Origin of the sequence: Hydrogenophaga sp. NFH-34, from assembly GCF_021401345.1 — a bacterium.
In the GTDB taxonomy this organism is placed as follows: Bacteria; Pseudomonadota; Gammaproteobacteria; order Burkholderiales; family Burkholderiaceae_C; genus Hydrogenophaga; species Hydrogenophaga electricum.
Window position 1 is genome coordinate 39,928 of sequence record NZ_JACBGE010000015.1, and the last position, 13,084, is coordinate 53,011.

11 protein-coding genes are annotated in these 13,084 nt (G+C 68.7%); 4 read left to right on the forward strand and 7 right to left on the reverse strand.

The genetic code is table 11. The features are described 5' to 3' along the window. Positions 1–3: 3 nt before the first annotated feature. The 7 genes from nirD to L0977_RS15180 all read right to left on the reverse strand — a co-directional run bounded on the left by nirD (position 4) and on the right by L0977_RS15180 (position 8,543). Positions 4–339 carry a nitrite reductase small subunit NirD gene (gene nirD, locus L0977_RS15150; protein WP_234265692.1) on the reverse strand — a complete coding sequence of 112 codons (336 nt, stop codon included), beginning with the start codon at positions 337–339 and terminating at the stop codon, positions 4–6. Between the two features lie 16 nt (positions 340–355). Next, on the reverse strand, positions 356–2,929 hold the full coding sequence (gene nirB / locus L0977_RS15155; protein WP_234265693.1) for a nitrite reductase large subunit NirB: 2,574 nt from the start codon (positions 2,927–2,929) through the stop codon (positions 356–358). A 101-nt stretch (positions 2,930–3,030) separates the two neighbouring features. Continuing rightward, complete coding sequence (locus tag L0977_RS15160; protein WP_234265694.1) at positions 3,031–3,879, reverse strand: ABC transporter ATP-binding protein; 849 nt, start codon at positions 3,877–3,879, stop codon at positions 3,031–3,033. 29 nt (positions 3,880–3,908) lie between these two features. Next, a complete protein-coding gene (gene ntrB / locus L0977_RS15165) occupies positions 3,909–4,775 on the reverse strand; it encodes a nitrate ABC transporter permease (RefSeq protein ID WP_234265695.1) in 867 nt (288 codons plus the stop codon). A 31-nt stretch (positions 4,776–4,806) separates the two neighbouring features. Next, positions 4,807–6,114, reverse strand: coding sequence for a CmpA/NrtA family ABC transporter substrate-binding protein (locus tag L0977_RS15170; protein ID WP_234265696.1), 1,308 nt, complete (start codon positions 6,112–6,114; stop codon positions 4,807–4,809). Between the two features lie 360 nt (positions 6,115–6,474). Continuing rightward, entirely contained in the window at positions 6,475–7,764 is a 1,290-nt protein-coding gene (locus L0977_RS15175) for a nitrate regulatory protein (protein WP_234265697.1), read from the reverse strand. Between the two features lie 86 nt (positions 7,765–7,850). Beyond that, a complete protein-coding gene (locus tag L0977_RS15180; RefSeq protein WP_234265698.1) occupies positions 7,851–8,543 on the reverse strand; it encodes a substrate-binding domain-containing protein in 693 nt (230 codons plus the stop codon). 85 nt (positions 8,544–8,628) lie between these two features. Here L0977_RS15180 and tsaD point away from each other — a divergent pair, with 85 nt between their 5' ends. The 4 genes from tsaD (at position 8,629) to rpsO (ending at position 12,889) form a co-directional block, all read left to right on the forward strand. After that, entirely contained in the window at positions 8,629–9,735 is a 1,107-nt protein-coding gene (tsaD, locus tag L0977_RS15185) for a tRNA (adenosine(37)-N6)-threonylcarbamoyltransferase complex transferase subunit TsaD (protein ID WP_234265699.1), read from the forward strand. A 143-nt stretch (positions 9,736–9,878) separates the two neighbouring features. Next, positions 9,879–11,168: a branched-chain amino acid ABC transporter substrate-binding protein gene (locus tag L0977_RS15190; protein ID WP_234265700.1), complete on the forward strand. Its 1,290-nt coding sequence runs from the start codon at positions 9,879–9,881 to the stop codon at positions 11,166–11,168. Positions 11,169–11,310: 142 nt separating this feature from the next. Next, complete coding sequence (locus tag L0977_RS15195) at positions 11,311–12,510, forward strand: pyridoxal phosphate-dependent aminotransferase (protein WP_234265701.1); 1,200 nt, start codon at positions 11,311–11,313, stop codon at positions 12,508–12,510. Positions 12,511–12,622: 112 nt separating this feature from the next. Beyond that, a complete protein-coding gene (rpsO, locus tag L0977_RS15200; RefSeq protein WP_234265702.1) occupies positions 12,623–12,889 on the forward strand; it encodes a 30S ribosomal protein S15 in 267 nt (88 codons plus the stop codon). Positions 12,890–13,084 lie beyond the last annotated feature (195 nt).

The following is a 13,084-nucleotide window of genomic DNA, read 5'->3' on the forward strand; positions in this document are numbered from 1 at the left end:
GCTTCAGGCCAGCAACCAGACCGCACCTTCGCGCGCCTGCACGGCGTAGGTCTGCAGCGTGGTGGTGGCGTCTTCCAGGCAGGCGCCGGTGCGCAGCGCGTAGTGCTGCTTGTAGATCGGCGAGGCGACCACGGGCTCGCCGCGCAGATCGCCCACGATGCCGCGCGAGAGCACGTTGGCGCCGCTGTGCGGGTCGTGGTTGTCCAGCGCGTACAGGCTGTCGTCGCCGAGCCGGAAGACGGCGATCTGCCGCTCGCCGACCAGCGCGCAGACGCCGGTGTCGGGCAGGATGTCGGTGAGCGCGCAGATGCGCTGCCAGGCGGGGTGGGAGGTGTCCATGGGGGCTGCTCCCGGGTCAGGCCGAGACCGGTTCGGTGGCGCGGCCGGCGGGCAGTGCCTGTTTTTCGGCGGCGGTGGCCGGGCGCGGCTGCCCGCGCTCCTGCACGAACACCACGTGGGGGTCGCCCGCGTCGCTGTTGACGAAGGTGCGCAGGCGCTGCAGCGTGGCCGGGGTTTCCAGGGCCACTTTCCATTCGTCGGCGTAGCTCGCCACGTGGTGCGCCATCTGGGCCTCCAGTTCGGCGCCCAGCCCCAGGCTGTCGGCCATCACCACGGCCTTGAGGTAGTCCAGCCCGCCTTCGAGCTGGTCGCGCCAGGTGCTGGTGCGCTGCAGCCGGTCGGCGGTGCGGATGTAGAACATCAGGAAGCGGTCGATGCTGCGGATCAGCGTGGCCTCGTCGAGGTCGCTGGCCAGCAGTTCGGCGTGGCGCGGCTTGATGCCGCCGTTGCCGCACACATAGAGGTTCCAGCCGCGTTCGGTGGCGATGACGCCCACGTCCTTGCCCTGCGCTTCGGCGCATTCGCGCGTGCAGCCGGAGACGCCGAACTTGATCTTGTGCGGCGCGCGCAGGCCCTTGTAGCGGTGCTCCAGGCGCAGGGCCATGGCCACCGAGTCCTGCACGCCGTAGCGGCACCAAGTGCTGCCCACGCAGCTCTTGACCGTGCGCAGGCTCTTGCCGTAGGCGTGGCCGCTTTCGAAGCCGGCGTCGACCAGTTCGCGCCAGATCCGTGGCAACTGGTGCGCCTGCGCGCCGAACAGGTCGATGCGCTGGCCGCCGGTGATCTTGGTGTAGAGCCGGTAGCGCTTGGCGATGTCGCCGATGGTGATGAGCTGATCGGGCGTGATCTCGCCGGCCGGCACGCGCGGCACCACGGAGTAGGTGCCATCTTTCTGGATGTTGCCCAGGAAGTGGTCGTTGCTGTCCTGCAGCGGCGCGTTCTGCGGCGAGAGCACGAAGCCGTTCCAGCAACTGGCCAGGATGCTGGCCACCGTGGGCTTGCAGATGTCGCAGCCGTGGCCCTGGCCGTGGCGGGCGATGAGCTCGGAAAAGGTCTTGATCTCGCCCACCCGCACCAAGTGGTAGAGCGCCTGGCGCGAATGGGGGAAGTGTTCGCACAGGTGGTTGCTGACGGCCACGCCCTGGCGCGTGAGTTCGGCCTTGAGCACCTGCGTGACCATGGGCACGCAGCCGCCGCACGAGGTGCCGGCGCGGGTGCAGGCTTTCAGCGCACCGACGGTGTGGGCGCCGCCTTCGATGGCCGCGCAGAGCTGGGCCTTGCTGACGTTGTTGCACGAGCACAGCACAGCGCTGTCGGGCAGGGCGTCCACACCCAGGCCGGGCTTGCCGCCTTCGGCCGCCGGCAGGATGAGCTGTTCGGGCGCGGCGGGCAGGGCGATGCCGTTGAGCATCATGGGCAGCAGCGTCGCGTATTCGGCCGCGTCGCCCACCAGCACCGCGCCCAGCAGGCGCTGGCCGTCCTCGCTGACCACCAGGCGCTTGTAGACCTGCTTGAGGTCGTCGGTGAAGCTCACGCTGCGGCAGCCGGGCGTGCGGCCGTGGGCGTCGCCGATGCTGGCCACGTCCACGCCCATCAGCTTGAGCTTGGTGGACAGGTCCGCACCGTGGAACGCGGCGTCGGCTTCGCCGGCCACGTGCGCGGCCGCCACGCGTGCCATGTCGTAACCCGGTGCGACCAGGCCGAACACCTGCTCGTTCCAGGCGGCGCATTCGCCGATGGCATAGATGGCCGGGTCGCTGCTGCGGCACTGGTCGTCGATGGCCACGCCGCCGCGCGGGCCGATGGCCAGCGCGCACTGGCGCGCCAGCTCGTCGCGTGGCCGGATGCCGGCGGAGAACACGATCATGTCGGTCTCCAGGTGTGTGCCGTCGGCAAACACCATGCGGTGGCGCGCGGTGGCGCCGTCGGTGATGTCCACCGTGTTGCGGCCGGTGTGCACCTGCACGCCCAGCGCCTCGATCTGGCTGCGCAGCACCCGGCCGCCGGCCTCGTCGACCTGCACGCTCATCAGGCGCGGCGCGAACTCCACCACGTGCGTGACCAGCCCGAGGTCGCGCAGCGCCTTGGCGCATTCCAGGCCGAGCAGGCCACCGCCGACGACCACGCCGCTTTGGGACACCGCCCCCGACGCCTGCATGCCTTCGAGGTCTTCGATGGTGCGGTAGACGTGGCAGTGCGCGCGGTCCCGCCCGGGCACGCCGGGCACGAACGGCGTGGAGCCGGTGGCCAGCACCAGGCGGTCGTAGGCGATGACCTCACCGTCGGCCAGCTGCAGCGTGCGCGCGCGGCGTTCGATCGCCACGACGCGGGCGTTCAGGCGCAGGCGCAGGCCGGGGCGGTCGTAGAAGCCGTCGGGCACCAGCGACAGCGCTTCGGCGCTGCGGCCACTGAAGAAGTCCGACAGGTGCACGCGGTCGTAGGCCGGGCGCGGCTCTTCGCCCAGCACGGTCACGCGCAACCCGGCGGCCGGCAGGTCGGGGCAGTGTTGCAGCAGCGCTTCGACGAAGCGGTGGCCGACCATGCCGTGGCCGGCCACGACGATGTGGGTGGGAGCGGAGGTTGTCGTCATGGGGTTGTCTCGGGCAAAAGGTTCACCGGGCGGCAGCCACCCTCACCCCCGGCAAACCGGGGGTGGCGGGCGGGGGTGGGGCCGGAGGTCCCGGCGGGCGATCAGGCCTGCAGGGCCACCGGGGTGTCGGGCGTTGCGCGCGACGAAGACGCGATCGGCTCGACCTTGCGCTGCTTCTCGTACAGGAAGCTCAGGATCTCCTGCCGGCAGCGGTTGTAGACCGCGTCTTCGGCCAGCGCGATGCGGTTGCGCGGGCGCGCCAGCGGCACGTCCATGATCTGGCCGATGGTGGCCGCCGGCCCGTTGGTCATCATCACCACGCGGTCGGACAGCAGCACCGCCTCGTCCACGTCGTGCGTGATCATCAGCACGGTGTTGCCCAGCTCGCTCTGGATGCGGATCACCTCGTCCTGCAGGTGCGCGCGGGTCAGTGCGTCGAGAGCGCCGAAGGGCTCGTCCAGCAGCAGCACCTTGGGTTCCATCGCCAGGGCACGGGCAATGCCCACGCGCTGCTTCATGCCGCCGGAGATTTCCGAGGGCAGGCGGTGCAGCGCATGCCCCATGTTCACCATCTCCAGGTTGTGCCGGATCCAGGCCTTGCGCTCGGACGGGGTCTTGGTGTCGCGGAAGATTTTGTCCACCGCCAGCTCGACGTTCTGCCACACGGTGAGCCAGGGCAGCAGCGAGTGGTTCTGGAACACCACGGCGCGGTCCGGGCCGGGGGCGTTGATCTCGCGGCCGTCGAGGATCACGCCCCCGGCGGTGGCGCGCAGCAGGCCGGCCACGATGTTGAGCACGGTGGACTTGCCGCAACCGGAGTGGCCGATCAGCGAGATGAATTCGCCGCGCTGGACGTCGAGGTTGATGCCCTTGAGGACGGGGTTGACCGCGCCGTTGCGACCGGCAAAGCTCATGTCGACGTGGGAGAGGCTGAGGTAGGCGCTGCTCATGGTGAGGCTCCGTGAAGGTGTCCGGGGGGTCAGTGGGCCGCGGTGCCGCGGGTGACGAGGTGGCCGATCCAGGCCACGAGGCGGTCGAGCACGAAGCCGATCAGGCCGACGTAGAGCAGCGCCAGGATGATGTCGCTGATGCGCGAGGAGTTCCAGGCGTCCCAGATGAAGAAGCCGATGCCCACACCGCCGATCAGCATCTCGGCCGCCACGATGGCCAGCCACGACAGGCCGACCCCGATGCGCAGCCCCGAGAAGATGAAGGGGGCGGCGGCCGGCAGCATGATCTGGCCGAAGTACTCCAGGCCGTTGAGGCGGATCACCTTGGCCACGTTGCGGTAGTCCTCGGGGATGTTGCGGATGCCGATGGAGGTGTTGATGATGATCGGCCAGATCGCGGTGATGAAGATCACGAAGATGGCCGACGGGTTGCCGTCGCGAAAGCCCGCCAGCGAAATCGGCAGCCAGGCCAGCGGCGGCACGGTGCGCAGCACCTGGAAGATCGGGTCCAGCCCGCGCAGCGCCCAGGTCGACTGGCCCACCAGCACGCCCAGGCCCACGCCGACCACCACCGCCAATGCGTAACCGTAGGCCACGCGCTTGAGGCTGGCCAGCAGTTGCCAGGCCATGCCCACGTCGTTACCGCCGTTGTCGTAGAACGGGTCGATGATCAGCTCCCAGGTGTCGGCCACCACCTTGCTCGGTGGCGGCAGGGCGGCGCCGGGCCGACTGCCCAGCGCTTCCCAGATCAGCAGCAGCACGGCCAGGATGATCACCGGCGGCAGCACGTGGGTCACCAGCTTGCGCACGGTGTTGCCCAGCCAGGCCGGCGCGGCGGGAGCGGCCGCAGCCGTGGGGGTGAGCCGGATCGGCTCGATGGTGTCGGTCGTGGACATGGTGTTCCTCGTCGTGGAGCAGGGGGTGGGGTCAGGCCGACCTGGTGGCCTTGATGGACAGGCTTTCCAGGTACTTCTTCGGGTTGGCCGGATCGAAGACCTTGCCGTCGAAGAATTTCTCCACGCCGCGCGAGGTGGACGTGGGGATGTCCTTGGCGGCCACGCCCAGCTCCCTGGCGGCTTCGCGCCAGAGGTCTTCGCGGTTGACCTTGGCGATCAGGGCCTGGGTGTCCAGGTTGGTCGGCAGGTAGCCCCAGCGCTGGTTTTCCGTGAGGAACCACAGGTCGTGGCTCTGGAACGGGTAGCTGGCGTGGTCTTTCCAGAAGCGCATCTGGAACTTGCTGTTCATCTCCACGCGGCCGGTGCCGTAGTCGAAGTCGCCCTTGACGCGGTCGATCACGTCGGCCACCGGGGCGTTGATCCAGCGTCGGCGCGAACAGATCTCGGCCACCTCGGCGCGGTTGGCCGGGTCTTCGCACCACATCTGCGCTTCCATCACCGCCTTGAGCAGCGCTTTGGTGGCGTTGGGGTTGGCCTGCACGTAGTCGGCGCGCATGGCAAACGCCTTCTCCGGGTGGTTCATCCAGAGTTCGCTGGTGGTGATGGCGGTGTAGCCGATCTTCTGGTTGATGAGCTGCCGGTTCCAGGGCTCGCAGACGCAGAAGGTGTCCATGCTGCCAACCTTCATGTTGGCCACCATCTGCGCGGGCGGCACGACGATGGTGGAGATGTCCTTGTTCGGGTCCACGCCACCGGCGGCCATCCAGTAACGGATCCACATGTCGTGCGTGCCGCCGGGGAAGGTCATGGCGGCGTTGACCGGCTTGCCGGTCTTCACGCGCTTGGCGAGCAGGGCCTTGGCGAAGACCTTGGTGTCCAGGCCGACTTTGAGGTCCTTGTACTCGTCTCCTACCGAGATGCACTGGCCACCCAGGTTCAGGCGCGCCAGAATGGTCATCGGTACCGGCACGTTGTTGGCCGTGACCGCACCGGTGCTGATGAGGTAGGGCATGGGCGTGAGGATGTGGGCGCCATCGATGCCACCTTTGCCCGAGCCCAGCACCAGGTTGTCGCGCGTGGTGCCCCAAGAGGACTGCTTGAGCACCTCCACCTCGGTCATGCCGTGCTTCTTGAAGAAGCCTTTTTCGTCGGCGACGAACAGCGGGGCCGCGTCGGTCAGGGCGATGAAGCCCAGCTTGGCGGTCTTGGTTTCCAGCGCGGTGGACGCACGGGCGGGCGCTATGAAGGCGTTGCCCAGCAGGGCGGCGCCTCCCAATGCCGAGGCTTTCTGGATGACGGCCCGGCGCGAGAAAGACGGGGTGTTCAAAGGCTGCTTCATGGTCGACTCCTGCGAGATGAACAAAATCGGAAGCCCAAAACGACAACGGCGCCCATCGCATCCCGGGCTGGAAGCCCGGAGAGCAATGGACGCCGTTGTCCGTGTCTGGGAAGACTGATGAGTACCTGGCCGTCGTTGGCTGGGTTGTGGCTCATCTAGCAGCTTGTGTGCCAGCCGATGGCTGTGCAGCGCTTCAGGCGATCAAATTTTGGAAAGATATTTGTTTTTGCAGGAGAAAATCCCGGAGGAGGCGTGTTTCTGCGGTCTGCCTGCCTGCGTCCTGCTGCGCCGTCGGGCGCTCAAACTGGTGCAGGCGCACGCAGTTTTTGTGCATGGCAGCACCCGTGTGAGGGCCGGGCTTCAGCGGGGACGGTCGGAGAGCACGTCGGCCATGGCGAGCACCGCGTCGGCCACGTCCACCAGGCGGCGGTTCTGGTTCATCGCCATCTGGCGCAGGGTCTTGTGCGCGTCTTCTTCGCTCAGGTGGCGGTGGGCCATGAGCAGGCCCTTGGCGCGTTCGATGAGCTTGCGCTCGTTCAGGCTGGCGCGCACGGTGTCGAGCTCGTCGCTCATGTGCTGGAGGCGGCGCGACTGGTCCTGCACCAGTTCGAGGATGGAGCGGTCCACCTGGGGGCCGTAGGCCTGCACCGCGCCCCCCGCTGCCGCCACGCTGGGGGGCAACGCGAGCAGGGGGTCTTCGCGGCTGTCGAAGAAGTCTGCCCGGTCCGGCAGGGCGTCGCGTTGCTCTGCCGCAACCTGTTCGAGCGTCGCCAGCTCGCGGCGCGTGGTGTCCAGCCGCTGCGTGCACAGCGTCAGCAGCTCGGCGGCCAGCGCGTCTTCAACCGCTTTCATCGCGTCGATGCGGGCGGTGCAGGCGTCGAACCAGGTCTGGCTCAGGTTTACGTCGAGGGCGCTGCCTGCCGGCATCGTGCCCAGGATGCGGCGCAGGCGCTCCAGCCCGGCCAGCACCTCGGGGCGCTGTGAGCGCTGCCATTCGGCCCGCAGGGTTTCGCTGGCGAAGTCGGTGAAGACCTGGAGGCAGCGTTCCTGCGATTCGACCAGGTCCAGCAGGTGGTGCTGCTCGTCCGGATCGGCCAGGCCGGAGGCGAACAGGCCCGAGCCCGTGGCCCGTTCCTGGCCGGCGAATTCCTTGCCCTGCATGAAGTTGAACAGCGCCACCAGGCGGCGGGAGATGTCCGGGTCGGGTGCGCTGTCGGCGGCTTCGAACACCACGGCCAGCAGGCCGTTGATCAGGCGCACGAAGGCGGCGGTGGTCTGCTGTGCGCTCAGCGCGCCGGCCGCGACACGCCCGCGCAGGCGGGGCAGGGCGTCCAGCCCCTGGAGCACGTAGGCGATGCGGCTGAACAGGCGGGCGCCGTTGGCGGTCTGCAGCGACTGGGTGTCAAGCTGGTCGAAGCAGGCCTGCACCTCGGCCTGCAACTGCTCGCACTGGGTGATCTGCCCAGTGCGCTCGGTCTGCCAGCGTCTGCCCTGGGAGCCGACATACAGATTGGACAGGCCCCGTTCGCGCTGCAGCGCGTGCACCAGCCGCCCGGTCGCGTTGACCAGGGCGCTCGTCAGCGCCAGTTGCTGCAGGCCGGCGATTTCGCATCGCCGCGCCTCGATGAGGAAAGACAGGCCCGATTTCATGGTGCAGGTGGCATCGCAGGGAGGTGGAATGACGCCAGCAACATGCGTGCCGCCTGAATCGGGCGGCTTGGTTCGGACGGCCCGGGTCAGGCGGGCGACATGCCGTTGCGCTGCTTGATGGCCGCGGTGTCGGGCGAGACCAGGAACTGCAGGAACGCCTGCACGGCCTGGGCCTGGGGCGAGGCCGTGGCCTGGGCGGCCGAGAACGTGGTGACGATCTGCACCGCTTCGGGCAGACCGCCCAGCAGGTCGATGCCCGGCAGGCTCATGAGCTCGCTCAGTTGCTGGAAGCCCAGCGCCACGTCGCCGCTGGCCACCAGCGAGCCCACCGGCACGCCGGGCGGCGGCGTCACGATGCGGCTCTGGACCACGTCGGCGATGCCCCAGCGCTCGAACAGCCGGGCCAGTTGCACACCGCTGGGACCGGTGGAATAACCGAGCGTGGGGGCGGCCAGTACCGCCTGTTTGAGGGCTTCTTCGGTGGCGATGTCGGGACGTGGCGCGCCGGCTTTGATGGCCACGGCCACCGGCGAGCGCACCATGTCGATGCGGCTGGCGCCCACCACGTGGCCGCCAGCGGCGAGCTTTTCGATCGCGTCGGCCGCGAGCGCCACGACGTCGAACACCTCGCCGGCCTGCACGCGCTTGGCGGCGTCGACGCCGCCGACCGATTCCACCACCACCTCGTGGTCCGGGTGCAGCTCGGTATAGCGGGCGGTCAGTTCGGCCAGCAGCTTCTTGGTGGCCATGGAAGAAATGAGGGTGATGCGGACGCTCATGGGCAAGGCAATCGATGCGGTACAGGGTGGCGGGGAAGGCCGCATTATGCGGATGGTCGGGGCCGCGCACGTACACTCGCGGCCCATGCGGATCCTGGGAATCGAATCCTCCTGCGACGAAACCGGTGTGGCCCTGGTCGATGCCAGCGGCAGCGGCGTGCCGCGCCTGCTCGGCCACGCCTTGCACAGCCAGATCGAGATGCACCAGGCCTACGGCGGCGTGGTGCCCGAGCTCGCCAGCCGCGACCACATCCGGCGCGTGCTGCCGCTGACCGACGCCGTGCTCGAACAGGCCGGCCTGCCGCTGTCGGCGGTGGACGCGGTGGCCCACACCCGGGGGCCCGGGCTGGCGGGCGCGCTGCTGGTCGGTTCGGGCGTGGCCTGCGCGCTCGGCATGGCGCTGGGCAAACCGGTGATCGGCGTGCACCACCTGGAAGGCCATCTGCTGTCGCCATTCCTCAGCGCCGATCCGCCCGCATTTCCCTTCGTGGCGCTGCTGGTCTCGGGGGGGCACACGCAACTGATGCGCGTCGACGGCGTCGGGCGCTATGAACTGCTCGGCGAGACCATCGACGACGCCGCCGGCGAAGCCTTCGACAAATCGGCCAAGCTGCTGGGCCTGGGTTACCCGGGCGGGCCGGCGCTGTCGCGGCTGGCGCAGTCCGGCGACGGCAAGGCCTACGCTTTTCCACGGCCGCTGCTGCACAGCGGCGATCTGGACTTTTCTTTTGCCGGCCTCAAGACGGCCGTGCTCACCCAGGTCAAGCGCCTGGCGCACGCGGCACCCGAAGGCCCTGCCACCGCCTACCTGGCCGACCCACTGAGTGCGCAGCAGAAGGCCGACGTGGCGGCCAGCGTGCAGGCTGCCATCGTCGACGTGCTGGTGAAAAAGTCGCTGGCGGCGTTGCGGGCCACCGGTCTGCGGCGGCTCGTGGTGGCCGGCGGGGTGGGGGCCAATGCGCTGCTGCGCCAGGAACTGAACGCGGCCTGCCAGCGGCGCGGCGTGCGGGTCCACTACCCCGAACTGCACCTGTGCACCGACAACGGCGCCATGATCGCGCTGGCGGCCGGCTTGCGCGCGCAGGCCGGCTTGCTGCCGCCGGTGGTGGACGCGGCGTCCAGCTACCGTTTCGACGTGCGCCCGCGCTGGCCTTTGGCCGAACTGGCGGCGGTGTCGGCCGTCGGGGCCTGACAGCGCCTGGGCACAAGTCGGCCCTGTAATTATGAATTACACTGCGCCTCCCTGAAGCCAGGGCCTGGCGTCCGCCAGGCCTGCAAACAAGGTGCCGGGGCGCGTGTTCGCACAGGCCCCGATCCGTTGGAGAGACCGTTTTCATGCAACGTCTTGCTTTTTTCCGCCGCCGTTTCCTGGCGGCCCTGTTCGCCGGCGCCCTGACCGGGGTGGCTGCCCAGGCCCAGCCCGCTGCGTCTGCGGACGCGGCACCGATCCGCATTGCCATGATCGAAGGCCTGTCCGGCCCCATGGCCAATACCGGGGAGGCGGTGTACCGCAATCTGGTCTGGGCGACCGAGCGCGTCAACGCCCGGGGCGGCGTGAAGCTGCCGGGTGGCAGCCGGCCGCTGGAGATCGTGCGCTTTGACAGCAAAGGGCAGACCGAAGAAGCGCTGTCCGGCCTGCGTGCGGCCATCGACCGGGGCATCGGCGTGGTGGTGCAGGGCAATTCGTCCGCCGCCGCCGCCGGTCTGATCGACGCCATCGCCAAGCACAACGAGCGCGATCCGTCGCGGCGCGTGGTGTTCCTCAACTACTCGGCGGTCGATCCGCTGCTGACCAACGAGCGCTGCAGCTACTGGCACTTCCGCTTCGACGCGCATGCCGACATGCGCCTGTCGGCGCTGATGAGCGTGCTGCGCGAAGACAAGGCGCTCAAGAGCATCTACCTGATCGGGCAGGACTATTCGTTTGGCCAGGCGGTGCTGCGCGAAGGGCGCCGGCAACTGGCCGCGCAGCGCCCCGACGTGAAGATCGTCGGTGACGAGCTGCACCCCATGGCCCGCGTGAAGGACTTTGCGCCTTATGCGGCCAAGATCAAGGCCAGCGGCGCCCAGGCGGTGCTCACGGGCAACTGGGGCAACGACCTGACGCTGCTGGTCAAGGCGGCGCGCGAGGCCGGCTTCGATGGCACCTTCTACACCTTCTACGGCAACGCGCTGGGCGCCCCGGCGGCCATGGGCGACGCCGGCATCGGCAAGGTGGTGGCGGTGGCCGACTGGTTCCCGAACGTGCCGACCAAAGCATCCGAGACCTTCTACCAGGCGTTTCGCCAGCGCTTCCCGAATCCGGCCGACGACTACGTGCACATGCGCATGCAACTCATGATCGAAGCCCTGGCCCAGGCCATCGAGCGCGCGGGTTCGGTCGAAGCGGGCGCGATCGCCGCCCAACTGGAAAAGGCCGAGGTCACGCTGGCGGGCCAGACGGCACGCATGCGGGCCGCCGACCACCAGGTGCAGCAGACGCTGGCGGTCGCCGTGATGGACCGCCAGGGCGCGCCGGGCGTCCGGTTCGATGTCGAAGGGTCCGGTTACGGCTTCCGCATCATCCGGCAACTGACCCCGGAACAGGCCGAAATGCCGCACCAGTGCGCGATGCAGCGGCCCTGAGTCCGGGTGCTCCGGGGGGGGCGCAGGCTGCATGCCCGGTGTCTTGGCCAGGCCTGCAGACGCGCACCGCCCGGGAAGGGGCGGCCCGCTTGAACACGGCGTGCCAGCACTGGCATGATCGCGGCTTTGTGCGGGAGTTTTCATGCGTGAGGTCGTGCAAAGCCTGGAAGAGTCGCGGATCCGCGAAGTGGCCAACGAAGGCCTGGGCCGCGAGGGCGTGCTCAAGTTCTGGTTCGGCGAAAGTGACGAGGTCACGCCCGAGATCATCCGGGAGGCGGCCATCGCGTCCCTGCAGGCCGGCGAAACCTTCTACGCCCACAACCTGGGTCTGCCGGAGCTTCGCCACGCCATCGCCGGCTACACACACCACCTCCACCCGGGGCAGCACACCGATGCGTGGTTCGACCGCATCGCGGTCACGTCCGGGGGCGTCAACGGCCTGATGTTGGCGGTGCAGGCGGTGGTGGACGCGGGCGACGAGGTCGTCATCGTCACACCGGTCTGGCCCAACCTGGTGGCGCAGCCGCGCATTCTCGGTGCCCGGGTGCGCACGGTGCCGCTGGTGGTGGACGACCGCGGCGCATGGTGCCTGGACATGCCGGCCCTGCTGGCCGCCATCACCCCGGCGACGCGGCTGCTGATCGTCAACGCACCCAACAACCCCACGGGCTGGACGCTCTCGGCCGACGAGCAGGCCACCATCCTGGCGCACTGCCGCGGCACCGGCACCTGGGTGCTGGCCGATGAGGTGTACGAGCGCCTGTACTACGCCGGCGACACCGCCAATGGCGCCGCGCCCAGCTTCCTGGATGTGGCCCGGCCGGACGACCGCCTGATCGTGGCGCACAGCTTTTCCAAGAGTTTTCTCATGACCGGCTGGCGCCTGGGCTGGCTGGTGCTGCCGCCGACGATGACGCCGGTCATGGGCAAATTGATCGAGTTCAACACCTCCTGCGCGCCGGTGTTTGTGCAACGGGGTGCCACGGTGGCGCTGCAACACACCGAGGACATCACCCCGGCGCTGGTGCGCCACCTGCAGCGCTGCCGCGACACCTTGATTCCCTTGCTGGCGGCGTTGCCTGGGGTGACGCTGGCCGATCCGCCAGGCGGTATGTACGCCTTTTTCCGCGTGGAGGGCCAGGGCGACTGCCTGGAACTGGCCAAGCGCCTGGTGCGCGAAGCCGGACTCGGCTTGGCGCCCGGCAGTGCGTTCGGCGCCGAGGCGACGGGGTGGCTGCGCTGGTGTTTTGCCAGCCGTGATCTGGGGCGGCTGACCGAAGGGGTGGAACGCCTGCGCCGCTGGCTGGCCGTCCAGCCCGGTACCCACGGCACTGGGCTATAATTACCGGTTGCCGCCGATTCGGATGGCAAGTTCACGCCCATTGCGGCCGTGTGCGGGGTTGTCCGGCACGTGCGCGCTGCGATGGGTCGCCTGTCCCTGTAAAGGAATCACCATGATCGACAAACAAGTCAAGGCCGACGTCATTGCGGCCAACGCCCGTGCAGCCGCCGATACCGGCAGCCCGGAAGTGCAAGTGGCCATCCTGACCGCTCGCATCAACGAACTCACCCCCCACTTCAAGCAGCACGCCAAGGATCACCATGGTCGCCGCGGCCTGCTGCGCATGGTCAGCCGCCGTCGCAAGCTGCTGGACTACCTCAAGACCAAGGACGCTGACCGCTACGTGGCCCTGATCAAGAAGCTGGGCCTGCGCAAGTAATCGCACGGGTCCGGATGCTCGAAACGCCTGGGTTGGTTCGCTGGCTCAGGCGTTTTGCGCTTCATTCCTTCGGAGATTCCGCACGACGAGCGAAGCTGTGTCATTCCAAGGGGGCTGAAGCCGGCTTCGGCCGCTGTTTTTCAGTCCCTCTGGAATGGCATCGTGTTCCGAACGTGGTGTTTCCGGGCTCCGGGT

Excerpts from the sequence above, each read along its gene's own strand:
- nirD (WP_234265692.1), bottom strand. The coding sequence starts at position 339 with ATGGACACCTCCCACCCCGCCTGGCAGCGCATCTGCGCGCTCACCGAC.
- nirB (WP_234265693.1), bottom strand. The coding sequence starts at position 2,929 with ATGACGACAACCTCCGCTCCCACCCACATCGTCGTGGCCGGCCACGGC.
- L0977_RS15160 (WP_234265694.1), bottom strand. The coding sequence starts at position 3,879 with ATGAGCAGCGCCTACCTCAGCCTCTCCCACGTCGACATGAGCTTTGCC.
- ntrB (WP_234265695.1), bottom strand. The coding sequence starts at position 4,775 with ATGTCCACGACCGACACCATCGAGCCGATCCGGCTCACCCCCACGGCT.
- L0977_RS15170 (WP_234265696.1), bottom strand. The coding sequence starts at position 6,114 with ATGAAGCAGCCTTTGAACACCCCGTCTTTCTCGCGCCGGGCCGTCATC.
- L0977_RS15175 (WP_234265697.1), bottom strand. The coding sequence starts at position 7,764 with ATGAAATCGGGCCTGTCTTTCCTCATCGAGGCGCGGCGATGCGAAATC.
- L0977_RS15180 (WP_234265698.1), bottom strand. The coding sequence starts at position 8,543 with ATGAGCGTCCGCATCACCCTCATTTCTTCCATGGCCACCAAGAAGCTG.
- tsaD (WP_234265699.1), top strand. The coding sequence starts at position 8,629 with ATGCGGATCCTGGGAATCGAATCCTCCTGCGACGAAACCGGTGTGGCC.
- L0977_RS15190 (WP_234265700.1), top strand. The coding sequence starts at position 9,879 with ATGCAACGTCTTGCTTTTTTCCGCCGCCGTTTCCTGGCGGCCCTGTTC.
- L0977_RS15195 (WP_234265701.1), top strand. The coding sequence starts at position 11,311 with ATGCGTGAGGTCGTGCAAAGCCTGGAAGAGTCGCGGATCCGCGAAGTG.
- rpsO (WP_234265702.1), top strand. The coding sequence starts at position 12,623 with ATGATCGACAAACAAGTCAAGGCCGACGTCATTGCGGCCAACGCCCGT.